This window comes from Streptomyces sp. NPDC058195, from assembly GCF_042883525.1.
Lineage (GTDB): Bacteria > Actinomycetota > Actinomycetes > Streptomycetales > Streptomycetaceae > Streptomyces.
Genome location: NZ_JBHVVM010000011.1, coordinates 30,548 through 51,154 on the forward strand (window position 1 = coordinate 30,548; position 20,607 = coordinate 51,154).

At 72.8% G+C, this 20,607-nt stretch carries 16 protein-coding genes; 5 read left to right on the forward strand and 11 right to left on the reverse strand.

Features of this window, described 5'->3' with window-relative positions; translation table 11 throughout:
- Positions 1-3 precede the first annotated feature (3 nt).
- The 7 genes from ACFVWY_RS15895 to ACFVWY_RS15925 all read right to left on the reverse strand — a co-directional run bounded on the left by ACFVWY_RS15895 (position 4) and on the right by ACFVWY_RS15925 (position 11,342).
- Positions 4-2,025 carry a hypothetical protein gene (locus ACFVWY_RS15895; RefSeq protein ID WP_389872038.1) on the reverse strand — a complete coding sequence of 674 codons (2,022 nt, stop codon included), beginning with the start codon at positions 2,023-2,025 and terminating at the stop codon, positions 4-6.
- Positions 2,022-3,206: a VWA domain-containing protein gene (locus tag ACFVWY_RS15900; RefSeq protein ID WP_389872042.1), complete on the reverse strand. Its 1,185-nt coding sequence runs from the start codon at positions 3,204-3,206 to the stop codon at positions 2,022-2,024. The genes ACFVWY_RS15895 and ACFVWY_RS15900 overlap by 4 nt, the downstream gene beginning before the upstream one ends.
- Positions 3,203-5,554: a DUF5682 family protein gene (locus ACFVWY_RS15905; protein ID WP_389872044.1), complete on the reverse strand. Its 2,352-nt coding sequence runs from the start codon at positions 5,552-5,554 to the stop codon at positions 3,203-3,205. The genes ACFVWY_RS15900 and ACFVWY_RS15905 overlap by 4 nt, the downstream gene beginning before the upstream one ends.
- Positions 5,554-6,690, reverse strand: a complete 1,137-nt coding sequence (locus tag ACFVWY_RS15910) for an AAA family ATPase (RefSeq protein WP_389872046.1) — start codon at positions 6,688-6,690, stop codon at positions 5,554-5,556. Before ACFVWY_RS15910 ends, ACFVWY_RS15905 begins: the two co-directional genes overlap by 1 nt.
- Positions 6,687-10,289 carry a WGR and DUF4132 domain-containing protein gene (locus tag ACFVWY_RS15915; RefSeq protein ID WP_389872049.1) on the reverse strand — a complete coding sequence of 1,201 codons (3,603 nt, stop codon included), beginning with the start codon at positions 10,287-10,289 and terminating at the stop codon, positions 6,687-6,689. The genes ACFVWY_RS15910 and ACFVWY_RS15915 overlap by 4 nt, the downstream gene beginning before the upstream one ends.
- Before the next feature lie 145 nt (positions 10,290-10,434).
- Positions 10,435-10,890: a hypothetical protein gene (locus tag ACFVWY_RS15920; protein ID WP_389872051.1), complete on the reverse strand. Its 456-nt coding sequence runs from the start codon at positions 10,888-10,890 to the stop codon at positions 10,435-10,437.
- Complete coding sequence (locus ACFVWY_RS15925; protein ID WP_389872054.1) at positions 10,884-11,342, reverse strand: ATP-binding protein; 459 nt, start codon at positions 11,340-11,342, stop codon at positions 10,884-10,886. Before ACFVWY_RS15925 ends, ACFVWY_RS15920 begins: the two co-directional genes overlap by 7 nt.
- Positions 11,343-11,549: 207 nt before the next feature.
- Here ACFVWY_RS15925 and ACFVWY_RS15930 point away from each other — a divergent pair, with 207 nt between their 5' ends.
- The 4 genes from ACFVWY_RS15930 to ACFVWY_RS15945 all read left to right on the forward strand — a co-directional run bounded on the left by ACFVWY_RS15930 (position 11,550) and on the right by ACFVWY_RS15945 (position 14,097).
- Entirely contained in the window at positions 11,550-12,410 is an 861-nt protein-coding gene (locus ACFVWY_RS15930) for a helix-turn-helix domain-containing protein (protein WP_389872056.1), read from the forward strand.
- Positions 12,410-12,646, forward strand: a complete 237-nt coding sequence (locus ACFVWY_RS15935; protein ID WP_389872059.1) for a DUF397 domain-containing protein — start codon at positions 12,410-12,412, stop codon at positions 12,644-12,646. Before ACFVWY_RS15930 ends, ACFVWY_RS15935 begins: the two co-directional genes overlap by 1 nt.
- Positions 12,647-12,793: 147 nt before the next feature.
- Positions 12,794-13,603 carry an SAM-dependent methyltransferase gene (locus ACFVWY_RS15940; RefSeq protein WP_389872061.1) on the forward strand — a complete coding sequence of 270 codons (810 nt, stop codon included), beginning with the start codon at positions 12,794-12,796 and terminating at the stop codon, positions 13,601-13,603.
- A gap of 44 nt (positions 13,604-13,647) precedes the next feature.
- Entirely contained in the window at positions 13,648-14,097 is a 450-nt protein-coding gene (locus tag ACFVWY_RS15945; protein WP_389872063.1) for a YchJ family protein, read from the forward strand.
- 68 nt (positions 14,098-14,165) lie between these two features.
- Here the strand turns inward: ACFVWY_RS15945 and ACFVWY_RS15950 are convergent, their stop codons facing one another.
- The 4 genes from ACFVWY_RS15950 to ACFVWY_RS15965 all read right to left on the reverse strand — a co-directional run bounded on the left by ACFVWY_RS15950 (position 14,166) and on the right by ACFVWY_RS15965 (position 18,891).
- Positions 14,166-16,247, reverse strand: coding sequence for an MDR family MFS transporter (locus ACFVWY_RS15950; protein WP_389872066.1), 2,082 nt, complete (start codon positions 16,245-16,247; stop codon positions 14,166-14,168).
- Positions 16,248-16,305: 58 nt separating this feature from the next.
- Positions 16,306-17,133 (reverse strand): hypothetical protein, encoded by an 828-nt coding sequence (locus ACFVWY_RS15955; RefSeq protein WP_389872068.1) that lies wholly within the window; start codon positions 17,131-17,133, stop codon positions 16,306-16,308.
- Positions 17,134-17,200: 67 nt separating this feature from the next.
- On the reverse strand, positions 17,201-17,464 hold the full coding sequence (locus tag ACFVWY_RS15960; RefSeq protein ID WP_389872071.1) for a hypothetical protein: 264 nt from the start codon (positions 17,462-17,464) through the stop codon (positions 17,201-17,203).
- A gap of 212 nt (positions 17,465-17,676) precedes the next feature.
- Complete coding sequence (locus ACFVWY_RS15965) at positions 17,677-18,891, reverse strand: helix-turn-helix domain-containing protein (RefSeq protein ID WP_389872073.1); 1,215 nt, start codon at positions 18,889-18,891, stop codon at positions 17,677-17,679.
- Between the two features lie 963 nt (positions 18,892-19,854).
- Here ACFVWY_RS15965 and ACFVWY_RS15970 point away from each other — a divergent pair.
- The gene (locus ACFVWY_RS15970) at positions 19,855-20,505 is read left to right on the forward strand and encodes a hypothetical protein (protein WP_389872076.1); all 651 of its coding nucleotides are present in this window, start codon (positions 19,855-19,857) and stop codon (positions 20,503-20,505) included.
- The last annotated feature ends 102 nt before the right edge of the window (positions 20,506-20,607 follow it).

The window sequence follows — 20,607 nt, forward strand, 5'->3', positions numbered from 1 at the left end:
TCGTCACGAGGGTTCCGGGAACCCGGCGCCGGAGAACCGCAGCTCGCTGCTGACCAGGAGGTGCAGCTGGGCCCGGAGCCACGCGCCGCAACCGGCGGCGAGCGCCTCCTCGCCGGAGGCGGCCCCGTCGTCCAGCGCCTCGACGAAGGCACGCAGCAGGGCCGCTGCGCGGGCCAGCCCGGTGCGGGACAGCGCGGTCGCCGCATCGCCGATCCGGGCACGGGCGGGGGCGCCCAGCCGCCGCAGCCCGCTGTGCGGCACCGCCGCCATCGCGGACAGCGCCTCGTCCAGTGCCGCCGTCAGCGGATCGGACGGCCCCCGCTCCACCGCCGCCAGTACCGCCGGACCGTCCCCGGCGGCCAGATCGGGCACGACCGTACCCGCCGGGGTGAGCACCGCGAGCGGATCGATCCGGACCCCGGAGGCGGACCGGCGCAGCACACCGCTGAGGTGCGTCGCACCGCCCTCCAGCGCCGCGGCCAGGGCGTCCAGTGCGCCGGGACACTCCGGCCGGTACTCCGAGACCACCAGAGCCCGGCCCCCGGCCCTGTCCCGCACCACGGCGTGGAGGCGCTGCTCGGCGGGGTCGTACCCCACCCGCTCCACCCCGGACAGCGCGACGACATGGACCTCCGCCGTCTCCAGCCGGGGCCGGACCAGCCGGGGCGGTCTGCCCTCCCAGCTCGCGGCGAGAGCCGCCACGTCCGGTACGAGCAGGGGTTCGGGCAGCTCCGCCCAGGCGCCGCCGACCGGCGTCACGGTGGTCGTGCCGATCCTGCCGCGGGTGATGGCCAGCGCGTGGCTGGGGGTGCGCCGGACGCTCTCGCTGACCACGCTCGCCGTGGCCAGTGAACCGAGCGGGGTGGCCAGGAGACGGCGGGTGGCCAGCTGGGGGGCGGAGAGCTCCTTGCCCTCGGGGTCCTCCCAGGTCTTGTGCAGGACGAGCACGGTGCCCGCGCCGGGGTGGGCGAAGTACACCTCGCAGGCCAGGGACCGCCCCGTGCGGTGGACCCGGCAGCCGAGCGCGACGAGCCGGACCCGGCGCAGCGGGGTCTCCCCGGCCTCGCGGGTGCCGAGCACCCCCGGATGGGCCGCGGCCCGCCGACGGGCGTGCACCTCGGTGAGCAGGGCGGCGACCGACTCCGGGCGGTAGCGCGCGCCGCGTCCGGCGTACGCGGAGAGCTGGTCCGCCAGTTCGCCCACCGCGCCCGCGGGCCAGTGCATCGACTCGGCCCTCAGCGCGGCGGCGGCGCGGGCCAGGGCGGCGCCGTGCACCGGCCCGACGTGGGCGACGCCCTCCGCCAGCAGCTCGTCCACCAGCCCGGCGGCCGTGTCCAGCGCGGGACCGGCCGTGACCGGCGCGGCGGTGCGGGGGCCGCCGACCCGCACCGGGACGGTGCGCGCGCCGCCGCCGCCCGCCGCGTCGGCCGCCCGGAACGCCCATACCGCGAGCGCCACCGTCTCGCCCCGCAGCGCGGCGGCCGCGTCCGTCAGGGCGAAGGCGATCCCGCCGGGCACCGGGAAGCTCACCGTGCAGGTGGGGAGTTCCACCCGGGGCTCGGGGTGCCCGGGTCCGGGGCGGTGCACCACCGCGGCGTACCCCCGCTCGAAGGCGCGCCGGGCCGCGGCGAGCGCGCGGCCGCCCACGGCCTCGGTGAGCGCGGTGTCGTCCGTGGCGCCGGGGGACCAGTCGGTGAACGTGTCCGGGACGTCGCCCGCACCGGCCTTTGCCGCGCGCTGGTGGGCCAGGACCAGGGCGACGAGGTGGCGGCACACGCCCGGTGCGGCACAGCTGCACTCGCCCGCGTCCAGACCGGCGCCCGGCGGCAGCGCGGCGAGGGTGCCGTCGTCGAACCGGGCGCGCACCGTGGTGTCCGGGCCGGTCGTGAGCGCGGGCAGCGCACCGGCGTCCAGCTCCTTCGTCGCGCGTTTGACCAGGCCGCGGTTGGACAGCGCCGCGAGGGTCTGCGGGGTCAGCGCGAGCAGGTCGGGGCGGACGGCGGCTTCGGTGTCCGGCCCGGTCATCGGCCCAGCCTCTCAGCGACGAACTCGGCGAGACGGCCCGGTGTCATCGCCCCCACCCGCGCTCCCGCAGAGGCGAGCCGCCCGGCCGTCGCACGGTCGTAGCTCGGGTCGGCGTCCTCGTCGAGGGCGGCCAGCCCCAGCACGGTCGAGCCCTGTTCCACCAGCCCCCGCACCGCGCGTTCCAGCCGGAAGGTGTCCCCGCCCTCGTAGAAGTCGGTGATCAGCGCGACGATCGTGCGCCGCGGGTTCTCCACCAGGCCCGCGCCGTACTCGACGGCCCGCGCGATATCGGTGCCGCCCCCCAGCTGGACCCGCATCAGCAGCTCCACCGGATCGGTGACGTCCGAGGTCAGGTCCACCACCGCGGTGTCGAAGGCGACCAGATGGGTCTTCAGGCCCGGCAGCCCCCACAGGCAGGCGGCGGTCACCGCGGAGTGAATGACCGAACCGGCCATCGAGCCCGACTGATCGACCAGCAGGATCAGTTGCCACCGCGTCATATGGCGCCGGGTACGGGAGTGGAAGTGGGCACGCTCGATCAGCAGGCGCCGTTCCGCGGGCTGGTAGTGGGCGAGGCTGGCCCGCACGGTCCGCTGGAAGTCGAAGTTCCGTGCCAGGGGAACCCGGCTGGGGCTGCGGGAGCGGGTGCCGTGGAACGCGCGGCGGACATCCGGCCGGAGCGCGGCCAGGAGCTGGCGCACCACCGACTCGACGATGCGCCGGGCCAGCTCCAGCACCTGCGGGTTCATCAGGTGCTTGGTGCGCAGCACGGCACGCAGCAGTGTCTGACTGGGCTCGACCCGCTCCAGCACCGCGGGGTCGGTGACGATCTCCTGGATGCCGTACTTCTCGACCGCGTCGCGCTCCAGCCGCTCGACGGTCTCCTTCGGGAAGAGCCGGTGGATGTCGTCCAGCCAGTCGACCGCGCTCGGTGCGGACGGCCCGTCGCCGCCCTCCCTGGCGGTGGCGGGACGCCGCACCCCCCTGCGGGCGAGGTCGGGATCGCGGCCGTACAGCCATGCGAGGGCCGCGTCACGGTCGGCGTTCTGCGGTCGTGGCGTGCCGGTGTGCCGCTCGGCGGCGGAGCCGAGAATCAGCCGCCAGCGCTCCAGTCCCTCGTCGGGGACCGTGCCGGGGCCGTTCCCGGGCCCCTGGCCGGCCGCTCGTGCGGGCGTGCTCATGGAGTGGCTTCCAGTCCGTAGCGGGCCAGCGTGCGGGAGACGGATTCCTCCAGCGCGCGGGCCCGGGCGATCAGCAGGGGGTCCGCGGTGGTCCGCAGCAGGGCGCGCGAGGAGCCGCGCACCCCGCGGGCCTCCATCAGGCGGGCGGCGATCCGTTCCCGTTCGCGGGGCGGGAAGAACGAGAAGGCCTGACGCAGCGCCGGGAGCCCGGCCAGGAACTCGTCATCGGGCAGCGCGCGGACCAGTCCGTCCAGTGCCTCGACCAGCGAACCGGACCGGCCGCCCGGCGCGTCGTCCCCCGCGACGCCCGTCAGCTCGTCGCGGGCGAGGGCGAACAGCCCGGACAGCCAGTCGCCGAGTGCGTCCGTACCGGAGCGGGCCACCGCACGCGCCGCCTTCGCCGGGTCTCCCGTCCCGTCCGGCACGGGGCCGAGGGAGCGGTGCAGTCCGAGCGCGGCGCCCCGCAGATCGACCGGTGCCCCGGGATCACCGGCGATCCGCCCGGCGACGGCCGCCACCGCCGCCGGAGTGACGGACAGCAGTCCGGGTGCGTACCGTGCCGCGTCCCGCACCGCGACGACGGCCCGCAGCCGGGCGAAGTCCACCCCCGAGGAGCCGCGCGCCCCTTCCAGCAGCCACAGCAGCCGCACCGCCGCCCCGTCGATCACGGCGCCGAGCAGCGGACCACGCGCCATGCCGAAGACCCGGTCGTGCCGCCACAGCCCGAGCGCCGTGGCGAGCACCTCACCGAGCGGGCCGATCTGACTCACCCCGCGTACGCAGGAGACGAGTGCCCCGAGCAGCTCGTCCGGGACGCCGTCCGTGCCGCACAGCACGGCGTCGAACAGCACCCCGGCCAGCAGCCCGGCATCCGTCGTGGCGCGCCCGGCCCGCTCGGCGAGGGCGACCGCCGACGCCCCGGCCAGCGTGGCCCCGTACGCCCCCGCCTCCACCAGTGCCGCCTCGCGGCCCTCGGTGGTCCGGGTCTCCCAGCGTTCGGTGAACACCGGGTCCACGCCGTGCGCGGGTCCGGCCGTCCGTACCGGGCCGGGAACGCCCAGCACCCGCAGCCGGTGGAGCACCCGGCTGCGCTCCAGACCGGTGGCGTCCGTGAGATCGAGGCGGTACGTGGTCTCCGGGCCGCCGTCCAGCCCCAGCGCGGCCAGCCGCGCCGCGACGTCGTGCACCAGGGGCGGGGCCGGGGTGCGGGGATGGAGCCGCCCGGCACGGTCGCCGCCGCAGGCCGCGATGATCTCCACGATCACCGGATGGCTCCCCGCCGCCAGCGGGCCCCGGCCCGTCCACGGCAGCGGGCCGTCCAGATCGTCCGTGATCAGCGCACCCGCCAGGCCGTCCAGCACGTCGATCCTGGCCGGGCGGGGGTGGCCGCGCAGCGTGGTGAGCCCCTGGGCCAGGCTCCGGGCCGCGATGAGATCGGAGGTGGACACCGGGAACCGGCGGGTCCGCAGCCGCTCGACGACCGCCCGCAGCAGTCCCTCCGCCGCCGCCTCAGGACCCGCCTCCCACACCCGCTGGTAGTAGCCGGGCGAGGGCATCCCGGACTGGTACCCGGCGAAGGCGTCCAACTGCCGGAAGGAGTACGGCACCAGGAAGCTCCCGGCGTCGGACTCCCCGGGCGGGGCGGGTACCAGCGGCCACCCGTCCGCGCCCAGCTCCCAGCCGTCACCGTCCCCGCCGTCCGCCGTGCCGGCCGCGGTGAGCGCGCGGAGCGCGGGCTGGTGGAAGCCGCCGGTCACCACCAGGACCGGCCGGTCACCGGCGGCCTTGACCGCCGCGCGTACCCATGCCGCCATGTACGACTCCCGGGCCCGGTCGCCCGCGTCGGCCTCCGCGTCACCGCGGACCAGCGCGAAGTAGGCGTCGAGCCGTTCGGCGAGCGTGCCGTCCGGCTCAACCTCGAACAACCGGTCCCACAGGGCGTCGGAGGAATCGGCCGCGAAGCTCCGGCACAGCCGTTGTGTCGCCTCCGCGTACCGGGCCTCCGCGTCGGCGTAGCGGTTGCTGCGCTCGGCGAACGCCGGGTGCCAGGCCGGAAGATCGATGAAACGGACCGCCGCACCCGACGCCCGCCCCGCCCGCAGCGCGACCCACTCCGGCGAGTAGTCGCACAGCGGGGCCCAGGACGTCGAGGCCCGCTGGCCGTCCCGGTAGTGGCTGAACACCGCGACCGGCAGCTCGTGTCCGAGCAGCAGCTCGTCCAGCCGCCCGTTCATCTCCGCGGGGCCCTCGATCAGCACGTGTGCGGGCCGCAGCTGACCGACGGTCCGCTCGACGAGCCGTGCGCAGGCGGGGGAGTGGTGGCGCACCCCCAGGAACACCGCGGACATCAGTCCGCCAGCAGATGGCGCGCGTCGTGCAGGGCCTTCCAGCGCGGACCGCCGCGGCGCGGCACCTCCTGCTCCAGATACCGGCGCAGCCGGGCCAGGTCCTCGGGGCTGTCCTTCGCCGCCGTCCCCGCCAGACAGGCCACCACATCGGCGGCACTGCCCGGCTCGCCGCGCAGGAACCAGCCGCGTACGCCCACGGCATGGGCGACCGACACCGCCTCCGCCGTGCTCATCACCGCCGAGGGGCGATCGGCGCCACCACCGGAACCGCCCTGCCCGCCGACTCCCGCGCGCAGCTCCCGGAACGTGCCGACCAGGACCTCCAGCACATCCCGGTCCGGCGGCGGCTCCACACCGGAGCGCCGCAGCAGGGTCGTCACCTCGGCCTCCACCAGGGCCAGCTCGGTGTCCAGGTCCGGGATCGGGAAGACCGTCTCGAAGTTGAACCGCCGCTTGAGCGCGGCACTCATCTCGTTGACGCCCCGGTCCCGGGTGTTGGCCGTGGCGATGACGTTGAAGCCCTGCCGGGCGAAGACCATGCCCTGCGGCCCGGTCAGCTCCGGAATGGCCACCACCCGCTCGGAGAGCAGCGACAGCAGCGAGTCCTGCACCTCCAGCGGACAGCGGGTGATCTCCTCGAACCGGACGAGCCTGCCCTCCGCCATGCCCCGCAGCATCGGGGCCGGGACGAGCGAGCGGACGGACGGCCCCTCGGCGACCAGCAGCGCGTAGTTCCAGCCGTACTTGATCTGGTCCTCGGTGGTCGCCGCGCCGCCCTGCACCGTCAGCGTCGAATCCCCGCTGACCGCCGCCGCGATCAGCTCGGACAGCAGCGACTTGGCGGTGCCCGGTTCACCGACCAGCATCAGCCCGCGGTTCGTCGCCAGCGTCACCAGTGCCCGGTCCACCAGCGAGGGATTGCCGACGAACTTCCGGCCGATCCCCCGCTCCGCGTCACCGATGACGAACCGGCGCGCCGCACGCAGGCTCAGCTCCCAGCCGGGCGGGCGCGGGTCGCGGTCCTCGGCCCGCAGCGCCGCCAGCTCGTCCGCGTACCGCACCTCGGCCGGGGGACGCTGCACGGGGGCCGCGTCCCCGCCGAAGGCTTCGGCGGGGTGCCTGTCGTCGACGGTCACGGTGCGACGCCCTCGGTGAGATCGGCCAGGTCGCCGAGGAGTTCGGACAAGGTCACCGGGTCCAGCCCGGCGAAGCGGTGCGCGTGGTCGCGGACCCGCCAGTGGTCGTCGGGCTGGTCGTCGAGCCAGACCGTGTCCAGGGTCTGCTCGGGGAACATGTCGACCACACCGACCGCGATCCCGGGATCCAGCGCGATGACCAGATAGCAGTCGTCGGCCAGCTGCTTGGAGATCCAGCGCTCCACCCCGGCGTCCTGCGGCACCCCGCGCCGCCAGCCGCGCCGCTCCAGCCCGAGCACCTTCCCGACCGGGACCTTCAGCCCCTCGAACCGGGCGAGGCGGTACGCGCCGGACTCCTCCTCGGGCAGGGTGAACACCGTGCGCCCGAGCTGCGGGAAGGGCTGAAGGATCTCGTAGTCGGCGAACACCTCGGACCAGGCGGCCAGCTCCTCGCCCAGGTGCAGCGGGTGCGCGAGGCGCACCGTGGTGTCGTCCGGCAGCGCGAAGGCTTCGTCCTCGGCATCCGCGAACGTACGGTCCTCCGCCACCCGGAACGCGGTGGGCGCGGCGCCCGGCGTACCGCTGAGCCACACCAGCCTGCGCACCAGGTGCCACAGCAGCGGGTTTCCGACGAACAGCTCCCGGAACTCCTGGGCCGTCCAGGAACGCCCGCCCACCATCGCCGCCTCCAGCCGCCGGACCTGGTCCGAGGCGACCGTACGGACATCCTTCTTGAGCGCCATGAACCGCTTCCGCTCGGCGGGGGCGAGCTCGGCGTCGTCCCGGGCCCCCGGTTTGGGAAGGTCCTTGCGGCGTTTGCCGTCGGCGTCCAGCACGTACGGCCGCAGCTGTTCGTCGAAGCCGACCCGGAACGAGCGGGTGCCGTAGTCGACGACGGTCGAGCCGTCGGCGTCCAGACCGAAGTCCGGGACCAGGCGGTCGGAGAGCTGGTCCCCGGTCAGCCCCAGCCCTGCGGCGACCTCCGCGATCTTCTCCTGGGCCCGCACCTTGAGCGCCTTGAACTTCACCCGCTGCGAGATGCCGTGCAGATGCAGCAGCGCCACGTCGCTGCCGATGGACGCCAGCACATCGAGGCCCTCGACGGCCCGGTGGTGCGCCCCCTCGCCGGGCCAGGCCCGGATGATCGGGGTGAGCCGGCGGACCGTCTCGTCGTCACCCAGCAGACCCAGCGCGTGCAGGGCCCACGACTCCTTCGCGGGCATGTTCGCCAGCCGCCACTGCTCGAACAGGGACCAGGCGAACTCGGCGAGCGAGGCGGCGGTGGCCGTCGAGGTCAGCGCGTCGACGCCCGGGTACACCTCGCCGGGCTTCGACAGCGCCAGCGCCATCACGGCGTGCGGCACCGCGGACACCGGCAGCGCGCCACCGGACCGGACCACGATCTGCGGCAGCACCGCCGGGTTCGCCCAGCCCGGCAGCACCGGCATCCTGACGGGCAGCGCCCGCTCCATCGGGTCCACGGAGAGCAGTTCCTCCACCGCGCCCGCCGCCTGTGCGCCGTACGTCCGGGCGGCCTCGCGCACCACGTCGTCGCCGTGCACCGAGGCGATCAGCGCCAGCGCCTGCTCGGCGGCCCGCCGCGCGGCACCCGCCTTGCCCACGGCGTCCGGCACCAGGAGCGGGGCGGCCGCGGCACCGTGCCGGGCGAACCAGGAACGGGCGGTCGTCGCCGTGGACTTGAGCCGGACCGCCCAGTCCGCCATGTGCCGGGCGACGTGCACATCGACGAAGGGCAGGAGCAGCGGGGCGAGGGTGCCGGGCTGCCGGGGTACGGCGCGCACCAGAAGGGGCAGCGCGGCCGGGCCGAACCGGGCGGCGATCGGCTTGAGGGTGTCCTCACCCTCCCACAGATCGGTCGGATCCCAGACGCTGAGCAGCGGGGCGACCGCCTCCTCGGGGCCGTGGACGAACGCCCAGGCGGGCCGCAGGGCGTCCCCGGAGGGCTCGTGGCGCACGGCGTCGAGCGTCTCCTCCAGGTCGCCGCCGCGCTTGCTGGTGTACCAGGTGGAGGCGGCCGCCCAGGAGGCCTGTTCCCCGGGCAGCCAGGCCACGGAGGGCTCGGACACCGCGCTCAGGCCGGTCACGACCGTCGGCTTGGCGGCGGTACGGGGCCGGGACCACGGCGGTGCCGTCAGCAGGGACGGCAGATCGTCCAGCGGCGCGTCCGGGATCAGGCCCACCGGGTTGAGCAGCGGTTCGACGATCTCCACGACCTCGGGCGCCAGGCCGCCGAGTGCCAGGGACACCACCTCGCGCTGGGCGCCGACATGGCTCCGCAGCAGTTGCAGCGACCGGGAGGACGAGGCCGGCCGGCCGTCCGCCTCGGCGGCCAGCAGGCGCACCGCGCGCACCGGGTAACGGCGCATGGCTTCGAGGAGCGAGGGGAGCACGTGCTTGGAGTCCGCGTGGGCCAGCAGCCCGCGGAAGGCCTCGTCGGTGGGCAGCTCAGCCAGGGAGTCGGCGGCGAGCTTCATGCTGTCCGCGTAGTAGTGGTTGCCGTCGAGCGCCGTGGCCAGCGGTCCGGCGATGGCCGTTCCGACCCCCTCGGCGACCGTGGCGACCATCGCGGGACCGAGCGTGAGGTCGGGACGGTAGGGGAGCAGCGCCAGCTGGTCGGCCGCGTACAGCGAGCTGAACACCATGGAGCGCAGGGTGCGGTCCTGCTCCGCGTGGACTCCGGGGTCCACGCAGAGCTCGTCCACCCAGCCGGTCTCGCTCGGCACCAGGTAGGAGACGACGATTCTGCGCACGGTGTCGGTACGGCACGGGGCGAGCGCGCCGACGGCGGCCCGGTAGACGTCCTCGTCCGCCACCGCGAGCAGGGCGCGGACCTGGTCGATCGGCGCGCGGTGGTGCCAGGCCCAGTAGGCCGGACGGGGGCCGGGCAGGGCCCGCAGCCGGGCCTCGGTGCGGCTGCGCCCGCTCTGCCGCCAGCCGGCGTCGACCGAGAACACCTCGGTGGCGGCCCGTGCGGCGAACGGCAGGCCGTACCGGTCGGCCCAGTACTCCGCCCAGCCGGAGCCGTTGAGGATCGCGGTCAGCGCGGCCGCGCCGAGCGGTGAGGGACTGCCGTCGAGGTGGGCCCGCAGCGCCTCGGCCAAGGGCGCGTCCGAACGCGGCGAGTCGATGAACTCCTGGATCCAGGCGGCCTCGTCCGTGATCCTCGCCCGCAGCAGGCCGAGCGTCTCCGGCTTCGTCCTGGCGGGGGCGGGGCGCGTTCCGCCGCGCCGCGGGTGGAGCACCCGCTTCCAGGCGGCGGGCAGGGTGAAGGTGTCCTCGTCGGGCAGAACGGCGGGGCTGTCCGCGTGAGCGGGGACGCCCGCCGCCGTGGCGGGGGCGGGCGCCCCGGCGGGGGCCGGCGCCGCGGCCGGAGCCCCGACCTCGCGGTACCCCTTCTTCTCCTTCTCGGCGATCGTCCTGGCGACCTGTGCCGTGGCGGCTCCGGGGGAGGCGTACTCCTTGGTCTGGGTACGTCCGTCGCTGCCGCACCGCCCGTACCGGACGGTCACCACGGCACCCTCGGCCCCGGTCTCCCAGAACTTCGACGTACTGCCCTCGACATATTCCCAGCGGCGCACGACTCCGCCCCCTTCCGCCCGCAGCCCGCTCCGCCGCGGGCTTTTCGATCAGTCGTGCCACAGTAGAACGACCCACTGACAACGCAGCGTGACCGGGGTCCGGGGCGGTCGAAGTGGCCGGTCGATCCGCGACGTCCCGGTCGGGTCAGAGGGCGGAGATGGCGCGCTCGTCCCCCGAGGGAGCTCCCGAGGGGGCTCCCGACGACTCCCATGACGGCGTCACACCCATCACCTGGCACACCATCAGGAACAACGGGATCGGCGGCGTGTACGGCGTGGGGGAGTCCGGCAGGTGGATCAGCCGGGGCCGGGACGCGGGGACGAAGGCCCCCTTCGCGTAGGCCGTCTGCGGGGGCCAGCCGAGGTCGAGGTCGGAACCGGCGGGCACGATCCACCACCAGCGGTCGGCCTCCGCGAAGACACAGCCGGTACGCGGCAGATGGGACAGCAGCCGGAAGCCGTACCGCGCGGGCACCCCCACCGCGTCGCAGCCCAGCTCCGCCGAGAGCGAGGGGGGCACCGGCAGCCGCACCGTCCTGGGCGGCCTCGGTCCGGGCACCCGCCGACCCGCGAGCAGATGGGACACCGCGTTCTTCAGCATGGGAACCCCGGGCCGTGTGCCAGCTCCGCCCAGACGATGCGCCCCGAGCCGTTGCCCGCGTCGCGCGAACCCCAGGCACCGCACATCGCGTCGACGAGCAGCAGACCGCGCCCGTGCTCGTCGTCGGAGTCATGGCGCAGCCGGGGCCCGCCCGGCTGGTGCCCCTGGTCCTGCACGGCTATCCGCAGCCGTCTGTCGAGGCGGCGCAGCTCGCACACGACCCGGGAGCTCATGGTGTGCACCACGGCGTTGGTGACCAGCTCCGAGACGATCAGGACCGCCGATTCGTGGGTGTCGGCGTCGAGCCGCCACTGGTCGAGCCGGGCCCGGGTCAGTCTGCGCGCACCGGCCACCGACTCGGGGTGCGCGGGCAGGGCGAAGCAGTACCGGAGCGCCTCCGTCCCGGGACAGAGATCCATGAGCCGGGGGATGAGCGCACTGCCAGGTGCCACAACCGATTCCTCACAGTGGGGGCTGTATCACGCTCCGCTTCCCCATGCGAATGAGGGCGGGCGCGACTTCGTGAACTGGTTCACTCACCAACTCTCCCCCTGTCGTGAACACTTGGCAAGGGGCACTCTGAAATTTTCAGAGTGGCTGTGTTCTGGTCAGCCCGCGCATGGCACACTGCTCGCAAACAGCGCATGGGGAGGTCTGAAGTGAGCGAACCGCGGTCCGCCCCGACCGTGGGTCAGGTCGTTCTCGGCAAGCGCCTGCAGGATCTGCGGCAGCGCGTCGGCCTGAGCCGCGACCAGGCCGCCAAGGTGCTCAGAGTCGCGCCCGCGACCATCCGCAGGATGGAGACCGCCGAGGTCGCGCTCAAGATCCCCTACGTGCAGGTGCTGCTGAAGGCGTACGGGGTGTCCGACGACGAGTCCGACGCCTTCGTGGAACTCGCCGAGGAGGCCAACAGGCCGGGCTGGTGGCAGCGGTTCCACGACGTGCTGCCCGACTGGTTCAGCATGTACGTCAGCCTGGAGGGCGCCGCGAGCCTCCTGCGCATGTACGAGCCGCACTTCGTCCCCGGACTGCTCCAGACCGAGGACTACGCCCGCTCGGTGATGCGTACCGGTGCCATCGGCCAGACCAAGCCCGAGGACATCGAGCGCCACGTGGCGCTGCGGATGGAGCGCCAGTCCCTGCTCACCCGCCCGGACGCGCCGAAGCTGTGGGTGGTCATGGACGAGACGGTGCTGCGCCGCCCCGTCGGCAGTGCCGAGGCCATGCGCGCGCAGATCGACCGGCTGCTCGACGCGACCGAGATGCCGCATGTGACGCTGCAGATCGCGCAGTTCTCGACGGGACACCACCCGGGCACCTACGGGCCGTTCGTCCTCTTCCGCTTCGCCGTCCCCGAACTGCCCGACATGGTTTACAGCGAGTACCTGACCGGCGCCGTCTACTTCGACGCGCGCCCCGAGGTGGCCTCCTACCTCGAAGTCATGGACCGCATGGCGGCTCAGGCCGCGACTGCACCACGCACGAAGGAAATCCTCCGGGACTTCCGCAAGGAGCTGTGATGGATCCCATTTACAACGGCATGCCGGCCGCCGAACTCGGCACCGAGGGCTGGCACAAGCCGTGGAGCGGGGGAAACGGGGGCAACTGCGTCGAGGCGATGAAGCTGTCCGACGGAAGGATCGCCGTACGCCAGTCCGCGGACCCCGACGGGCCCGCCCTGATCTACACCCCCCGGGAGATCGCTGCCTTCGTCCAGGGGGCCAAGTCGGGCCAGGCGGACTTCCTGTTCACCTGAGCCACCGGTCCCCTGCCGGGACGGGCCGGATGCGTGCCGCGGGTCTCCGGGACCGGACCGGACTTCTTGCCCCAATCCTCAGCGGCGCGGCCCGCGTCGGCCGCAGACTCTTGTTGTTCGCCGACCTCTGCACCCATGGAGCGCGCTATGACCGGGCACGACCCCCGAGGCATTGAGATCGACACGACCAAGCCCCACCCGGCCCGGATGTACGACTGGTTCCTCGGCGGCAAGGACAACTATCCGGTCGACGAGGAAATGGCCCGCCAGCTGCTCGCCCTCGACGCGCGGGGGCGCGACATGGCCCGGGTGAACCGCGCCTTCATGCACCGGGCCACCCGGTGGCTCGCCGAGCAGGGCATCCGCCAGTTCCTCGACATCGGCACCGGCATACCGACCGAGCCGAACCTCCACCAGATCGCCCAGGGCACCGCCCCTGACGCGCGCGTCGTCTACTGCGACAACGACCCCATCGTCCTCGCCCACGCGGCGGCGCTGCTGCGCTCCACCCCGCAGGGTGCCACCGAGTACATCCAGGCCGACGCCCGCAGGCCGGAGACCATCCTTGAGGCGGCCGGGAAGGTTCTCGACTTCGGCCAGCCGATCGCCCTGTCGCTGCTCGCCCTGCTCCACTTCGTCGACGACGAGGACGGCGCCGCCGAACTCGTCGACCGCCTGGTCGAGCGGCTCCCCTCCGGGAGCTACCTGGTGCTCTCGCACACCACGGGCGACTTCGCCCCCGAGCGGGCGGCGGAGGCGTCCGCGATGTACCGGTCCCGGGGGATGACGCTGCGGCTGCGCTCGCACGCCGAGGTCGCCGGGTTCTTCCACGGCCTCGACCTCGTCGACCCCGGGCTCTCCCTCTCGGCGGACTGGCACCCCGAGCTCGGTGAGGCCGTCGACGTCCCCGGCGACGAGCCGATCCCCGGCTACGCGGGCGTGGCCCGCAAGCCCTGACCCCGGGGCCGCGGACGGGCCGGCGCGCGGGCCACAATGGACGCATGTCACGACGCACCACACGATCCGGCCGGAGCGCCACCCCTGCGGCACGGACCCCCGCGGTCACCGCACAGTCCCCGTGCCCGTGCGGCCTGCCCGCGCCGTACGCGGAGTGCTGCGGCCGTCTGCACGCCGGGATGCTCGCCGCGCCGACCTGCGAGTCGCTGATGCGCTCCCGGTACGCCGCCTTCGTCGTCAGGGACGAGGCGTACCTGCTGCGCAGCTGGCACCCCGGCACCCGGCCGCCCGCCGTCGACTTCGATCCCGGGACGCGCTGGGTGCGCCTGGAGGTGCTGGAGACGACCGACGGCACTGCGTTCCACACCACGGGCACGGTCACCTTCCGTGCGCACTTCACCGACCGGGGGCAGCCGGGCACCCTCCACGAGAAGAGCCGTTTCGTCCGCCACGAGGGCGCCTGGGTCTACGCGGACGGGGAGTTCGTCGACTGACGCGCGAGGACCGGGCCGGGCCCCCGCCGCCGGGCCCCGCCCGGTTGCCGTTGCTCCGGCAGGCCCCGTCAGCCCCCCGTTCCCGCCAGCACCTTCTCCGGCGACGGCGACAGCGCCTGCTCCAGATCCTCCGCCAGCAGCCGTTTGGCGATCACGTCCACCGCCGCCCGCAGCCGCTGGTCGTCCGGGCGCGCCCCGTGCTCGTCCAGGCGCTCGCCCAGCCACCGCGCCCACGCCTCGGTGATCACCTCCGCCTCCCGGCGCCCGGCCGCGGTGTGCGCGAACAGATGGCCGTCACCGGTGAGATAGCCCTCCTCGATCATCCGGTCGAAGACCGGTACCAGCACCTCGTGCGGCAGCCGGTGCCGGGCCGCGATCAGCCGCAGCCCCGCGTGGCCCACCATGCGGGTGAACAGCTCCACCTGCATCACCGCCCAGGCGCCCGCCATGTCCAGCCGGGTGTCCGAGTCCGCGACGATCCGGCGGGCGGTCTCCGGCCCGGCCCCGTGCAGGATCTTGGCCACGGCGAATTCGAGGAGCCGGGCCGAGTCACCGGTGGTGGGCTGCGCGAAGCCCTCGCCCATGTCCGTGGAGCCCGCCCGCGCGGTGTCGCGCAGCTCCACCTCCTTCAGGAAGAACGCCACGACCAGCCCCAGTACCGCGACCGGCACCGTCCACAGGAAGACGGTGTGCAGGCTGTCCGCGTACGCCTGGACCAGCGGCGCGGACTGGTCCGGGGGAAGGGCGTGCAGCCCGGCCGGGCTCTGCGCGGCCTTCGTCAGCGTCGCCGGATCGCCGCCGGCCCGCGCCGCGGCGGTGATGCCGTCGGTGAGACGGGGCTTGAGCGCGTTGGCGTAGATCGTCCCGAAGACCGCGGTGCCGAAGGAACTGCCGAGGGTGCGGAAGAACGTCACGCCCGACGTCGCCGTACCCAGGTCCGTGTAGTCGACCGTGTTCTGCACGGCGATGGTCAGCACCTGCATGGCCAGCCCGATGCCGACGCCGAGCACCAGCATGTACAGGGACTCCAGCCACACCCCGGTGTCCGGCCCCATCCGGGACAGGAGATACAGCCCCACCGCCATGACGGCCGAGCCCACGAGGGGGAACACCCGGTACCGGCCGGTCCTGGACACCACGTTGCCGCTGAAGACCGAGGCGGCCAGCAGTCCGATCACCATCGGCAGCGTCCGTACCCCGGACAGGGTCGCGGAGTCGCCGTCCACGTACTGGAGATACGTCGGCAGGAAGATCATCGCGCCGAGCATGGCGAAGCCCACGATGAAGCTCAGCACGGAGCAGACGGTGAACACCGGGTTCCTGAAGAGCCGCATCGGCAGCATCGGCTCCGCCGCCCGGAACTCCACCAGGCAGAAGAGCACCAGTGCGAGGAGTCCGCCCGCGAAGAGCCCGAGGATGACGGGCGAGCCCCAGGCGTACTCGTTGCCGCCCCAGCTCGTCGCCAGGATCAGCGCGCTCGCGCCGACCGTGACCATCGCGATGCCCAGGTAGTCGATGACGGGGCGGCCCGCCGCTCTGACGGACGGGATCGTCCGGGCCGCGGCGATCACCACCGCGATCGCGATCGGCACATTGACGTAGAAGGCCCAGCGCCAGCTCAGATGGTCGGTGAAGAGCCCGCCGAGCAGCGGCCCGACCACCGTCGACACTCCGAAGACCGCACCGATCGCGCCCTGGTACTTCCCGCGCTCGCGCAGCGGGATCACATCGGCGATCAGCGCCATCGACGTGACCATCAGTCCGCCCGCCCCGATGCCCTGGAGACCGCGCCAGACGATCAGCAGGGTCATGTTGGTCGCGAGGCCGCAGAGGAACGAGCCGGTGATGAAGATGACGGCCGACAGCTGGAAGATGATCTTCCGCCCGAAGAGGTCGCCGAACTTGCCGACCAGGACCGTCGCCACCGTCTCCGCCAGCAGATAGGCGGTGACCACCCAGGACATGTGGGCGGCGCCGCCGAGATCCGAGACGATCGTCGGCAGCGCCGTGCCGACGATCGTCTGGTCCAGAGCGGCCAGCAGGATGCCCAGCACGATCGTCGCGAAGACGATGTTCCGGCGGCGCGGATCGAGCACGGTCGGCGCCGCCGTACTCCGCGCGGCGGGGGCGGTCTCGCTGGCAGTGGTCACGCTTGCACCCTCACACCGGCCGGTGCCCCGCGCATGCGGGGGACGGCCGGACGAGGCGTCAGGCCAGCAGATCCCGCAGCGAGGTCACCATCCGGGCCGCGAAGGCCTCCCGTACGGACGCGTCCACCCGGTCCAGCGAGAGATACGGATTGAGATCCTCCAGCTCGACGAGCAGCAGCTCACCCTGCGCGGTGCGGCAGGCGTCGACCCGCTGGATGCCCTGGTCCAGGCTGTTCCACTCCACGAAGCCGCGGGCGAACGCCAGATCCGCCGCGTCCGGCGCGTACGGCTCCAGCGCCCACCGCTGCTCCGGGTCCGGCGCGTACAGCGCGTACTGGAAGTCGTGGTCGATGAAGTAGAAGGACACCTCGTAGCGGAAGTCGATCCGGGGCTGGACGAGCAGGGTGCCGTCCTCGCTCTCCGGCAGCGCGGGCTGCGTCACGAACCGGAGCCCGACCGAGTCCGCGCCCAGCTTCGGTTTGATCACGTACGCGGCTGCCTCGGGCAGCGAGGCCAGGTCGGCCGCCCGGTCCACCGTCGGGATCACCGGGTGTCCGGCCCGGCTCAGATCGACCAGGTACTGCTTGCCCGCCATGTCACCGCGGCCGTGCAAGGGGTTGTAGACCCGGGTGCCCAGCTCCCGGGCCCGCGCGCGGAACGCCTCGTAGGCCTCCTGGTGGTGCAGCACCGGACCGCTGTTGCGTATGACGGCCGTGTCGAAACCGTCCAGCAGTGCGGCGGCGGCCTGGGGGTGGCACAGGGCGATGTCGAAATCCTCCCGCAGCCGTGCGGTCAGACGGATGTCCTCGTCGCAGTAGCGCCGCCCGCGTGCCGGGTAGGCGAGGTCGGTGACGTACAGGACGGACGGGCGCGGTACGGCGGGCATGAGGGTTCCTCCAGGGTGCGGAGCTGCGGGCGGTGGACCGATGCCCGGCATTCTCCCCGGGGGGTGTTCACCAGCAGCTGTCGGGGCGCACCGGAAGCCGGGGGTGGTGCGCGGCGAGGACCTTGTTGGCGCGGGCCAGTTCGGAGAGCGCCTGCTCGCGGTCGGCCCGGTCCTCGTCGCAGAGAAGCGGGCCCCGGTATCCGCGCGCCTCGCGTGCGGCGCACGCGGCGTCGAACTCCGCCTGGAGGATGTGCGGCGGAATGCAGGACCCGATCAGCGCGACGACCCGGTCCGGGATCGGCACGGGGACGAGCAGGTGTGAGGCGGTCATGGGTGGTTCCCTCTCGGAATGGTCGACCAGGAGGCGTGTGGGGCGTGGCCGCCGGGTACGGCGGCCGACCCCTCCATGTGTACGGGACGTGGTTCCGGGTTTCTCGTTGAGAACGTCTCCGTGTGGCAACCGTTTGAGAGTGACCGTCTATTTCGCGTTACCCGCAGGTAAGTTGACGTGGGGAGAGGATCGTGCTCCGGCTGAACGCCGGGTCAGGGCGTCGATTCCTCGCCACGGGAACGCAGCTGGAGCGCCCGCAGCACGGCCTCGGTGGAGAACCGGCTCTCGGGATCGGTCAGTTGGTGACCGAAGATGGACTCCAGATTGCGCATCCGGTACCGGACCGTCTGCGGATGGACATCCAGCAGCTCGCCCATGTGGGCCGCGGTGCCCCGGGTGTCGAGCCAGATCCGCAGGGTCTCGACCAGCCGCTCCCGGCGGGTGGCGCTGATGGCGGCGATCGGCGCGAGTTCTCGCTGGGCCAGCTGGTCGACCAGCACCGGGTCGGAGAGCAGCCACAGGGTGGTGAGGTGGTCCTCGCAGAGGATGACGGGAGCGTCGTCGATGACCTGGGTGTCGACGAGTTCGAGCACGCGGCGGGCCCAGCGGACCGAGTCCGAGGCCAGGGCGGTGGGTACGGTCAGGCCGATCGCGGCGTGGGTGCCGAGGAGCGCCTCGTCCAGCATGTGTCTTCGGGCCTCGTCGAAGGGGCCGGGGATGAGTAAGTGGGGCTGCGGATCGCTGAGATCGGCCAGTACGTCGCGGTCCGCCACGGCCCGGTCCAGGGTGGCCGGGGGGCGTACGGCGACCAGGGTGACCTGCTCGGGCAGCGTCCACCCGGTCTGCTCGCAGAGTTCGGCGATGGCGCTGCGCGGCGCGGGGCGCCCGGCGAGGATCAGGTGCAGCAGCCGGCGGCGCATGGCCTCGCTCTGCTCGCCGGTCTGCGACTGCACCTCCAGGAAGCCCTCCCGGGACAGGGACTCCAGCTCGTCGATGTAGGCGAAGAGCGCGTCGGCGAAGCTGAGCATGAGGGCCGGGGAGAAGTTGTAGCTCCGGCCGACCTTCTTCGCCCGCCGCAGCGCGATCCGGGCCCCGAGCCGGTAGGCGCCCTGGAGCGTCTCCATGGTGCGCCCCTCGTACGCCTCGAAGCGGCCGAACCGGCGGCACATGTCGTCGCGCAGGGAGGTGGACGCGGTCGGCTCGGCGACCAGGTCGACGAAGGAGGAGAGGCTCTGCTCCACACCGACCCGGATGGCCTGCCCGTTGGGGCCGCTGAGCAGCCGGGCGTACTCCGGGTAGGCCCGGGTGACCTCGACGCCGATCTCCTTGATGAGGCTCGGCAGTTCGGGCCGCATGATGGCGGCGAACTCCTGGGGGAGCGGCCCGAGCGGATCCCCCGTGTCCGACGGCTGTATGAGTGCTGGCATGACTGTCCCCTCGTCTATCCGGCGCCCGGTGGGGGGTCAGGCGGGGGAGAGCGCTCCCACGAACCGATCAGGTGCGTACCAAGTCCGCGATGAAGATAGACCAAGTCAGCGGCCGTGCCCACTACTTCGACAAGATCGAAGTGCAAGGAGAACATATCTCGGCCTCGTTGTGGCGCTTCGGTGCAGGTGGGGCACGACTGCTCACTTCAAGACAATGTTTTTCGGACAACTACTCCGGGGGCGACAAGAAAGTAACCGTGGGTAACGGGCTTTCGGACGGGGGATTGGTGGGGATTCGTGCGACTGGTGGGCATCCGCCCGGAGTGGTGCGGTCAAGGGGTGTGCGGGCCGCTGCGCTTGCGGCGGAAGCGCGTATTCGGGGCCGTGAATTACTCGCCCGGGAAATGCTCCGGATTCGCGGTCCGGGGATGTGGCCGACGGGCTGGAATAGTAATTCGTCGGAGCTCTGCCGGAAGGGGCGCATCCGGTTCGGTGGCGCCAGGGCCGGGGCTCCGCGGCGGCCGGGCGTACGGCACCGACGGGACGGGGCGTGCCTGGCCGGAGCGTGATCCGGCCGCGCCGACCGTGATCTTACTGACCGGTAGCAGGGTGTTCGAAGGGCGGGCGGGTCCTCGCCCAGTGTGTCTGTGATGAGTGTCGGACCCCCCGAGGGGCATATGACACGGCCGTAACTACTCACTTTCGGATAGAAAATCGTGGCGATCTGCTGAGTTGTCGCTAAGGCAGAATGCTTTTGCGGACCCGTCCACGGAATTTCTGCGCCGGGTATTGCCGCGTCGGTCTACTGGCTCGTAACGTTCGAGCCGCACGGAGTTCGATCACGCAGTCGAGTCCATCGACTTCTGCGTTCCACGATGTGAGCCGCCCTCGTAGCGAGCCATTCCCCGGCTCCGGAGCGAGGTAATCGGGTACGTCCAACTCCACTTCCCGGAGGTAAGTTCCGTGAGCAAGACCTTCAGCCGCGCCCTGTTCGCCACCACCGTCGCCGCCGCCGCGCTCGGCTTCGCCGCGACGTCCGCCTCGGCCACCGCCCTCGCGGGGTGGACCGTGAACAACTCCATCGCGGGCGGCGGCTTCACCGCGTCGCTCAAGTCGGGAACGGTGGCGACCCTGGTCGACACCAACACCAGCCAGCAGGTCGACTGCTCGGTGTCCTCCGCCAGCGGCACCGCCGTGAACGGCACGTACGGCACCGGCGCCGGTATCGCGAAGATCACCTCGGTCATCTGGGGATCCGCGGCCACCCCGTGTCCCGGACCGCTCGGATCCAGCTTCCAGGCCTCGCTCGCCGCTGGCTCGACCATCAGCATCAACGCCAGCACCTACAGCGGCGGCATCACCTCCGGAAGCCTGAGCGGGGTCAAGGTCAACCTCGTGGGTGACACCATCCTCGGGACCTGCAACGCCGTGATCAGCGGCACCGTGAGCAACGTGACGTACAACAACGCGACCAACGAGCTCGACATCAACAACGGTGCCGGTCTGAAGGTCGACAGCGCCACGAACTGCGCGGGTCTGCTCAACGCGGGTGACTCGGCCACGTTCGACGCGACGTACAAGGTCGCCGCCCCGCTGTCCATCACCTTCTCCTGAGGCAGGCGCGCCGACAGCGGCAACGAAGGGCCGCGGAGCGGGGGGTTCGCCTCCGTTCCGCGGCCCGCCGTCGCTGCTCCGTGCGCGCCCTCCCCGCGTCGA

Coding starts and splice junctions, on each gene's coding strand:
- ACFVWY_RS15895 (WP_389872038.1), bottom strand. CDS start 2,025: ATGACCGGGCCGGACACCGAAGCCGCCGTCCGCCCCGACCTGCTCGCG.
- ACFVWY_RS15900 (WP_389872042.1), bottom strand. CDS start 3,206: ATGAGCACGCCCGCACGAGCGGCCGGCCAGGGGCCCGGGAACGGCCCC.
- ACFVWY_RS15905 (WP_389872044.1), bottom strand. CDS start 5,554: ATGTCCGCGGTGTTCCTGGGGGTGCGCCACCACTCCCCCGCCTGCGCA.
- ACFVWY_RS15920 (WP_389872051.1), bottom strand. CDS start 10,890: ATGCTGAAGAACGCGGTGTCCCATCTGCTCGCGGGTCGGCGGGTGCCC.
- ACFVWY_RS15935 (WP_389872059.1), top strand. CDS start 12,410: ATGGATCCCATTTACAACGGCATGCCGGCCGCCGAACTCGGCACCGAG.
- ACFVWY_RS15940 (WP_389872061.1), top strand. CDS start 12,794: ATGACCGGGCACGACCCCCGAGGCATTGAGATCGACACGACCAAGCCC.
- ACFVWY_RS15945 (WP_389872063.1), top strand. CDS start 13,648: ATGTCACGACGCACCACACGATCCGGCCGGAGCGCCACCCCTGCGGCA.
- ACFVWY_RS15955 (WP_389872068.1), bottom strand. CDS start 17,133: ATGCCCGCCGTACCGCGCCCGTCCGTCCTGTACGTCACCGACCTCGCC.
- ACFVWY_RS15960 (WP_389872071.1), bottom strand. CDS start 17,464: ATGACCGCCTCACACCTGCTCGTCCCCGTGCCGATCCCGGACCGGGTC.
- ACFVWY_RS15965 (WP_389872073.1), bottom strand. CDS start 18,891: ATGCCAGCACTCATACAGCCGTCGGACACGGGGGATCCGCTCGGGCCG.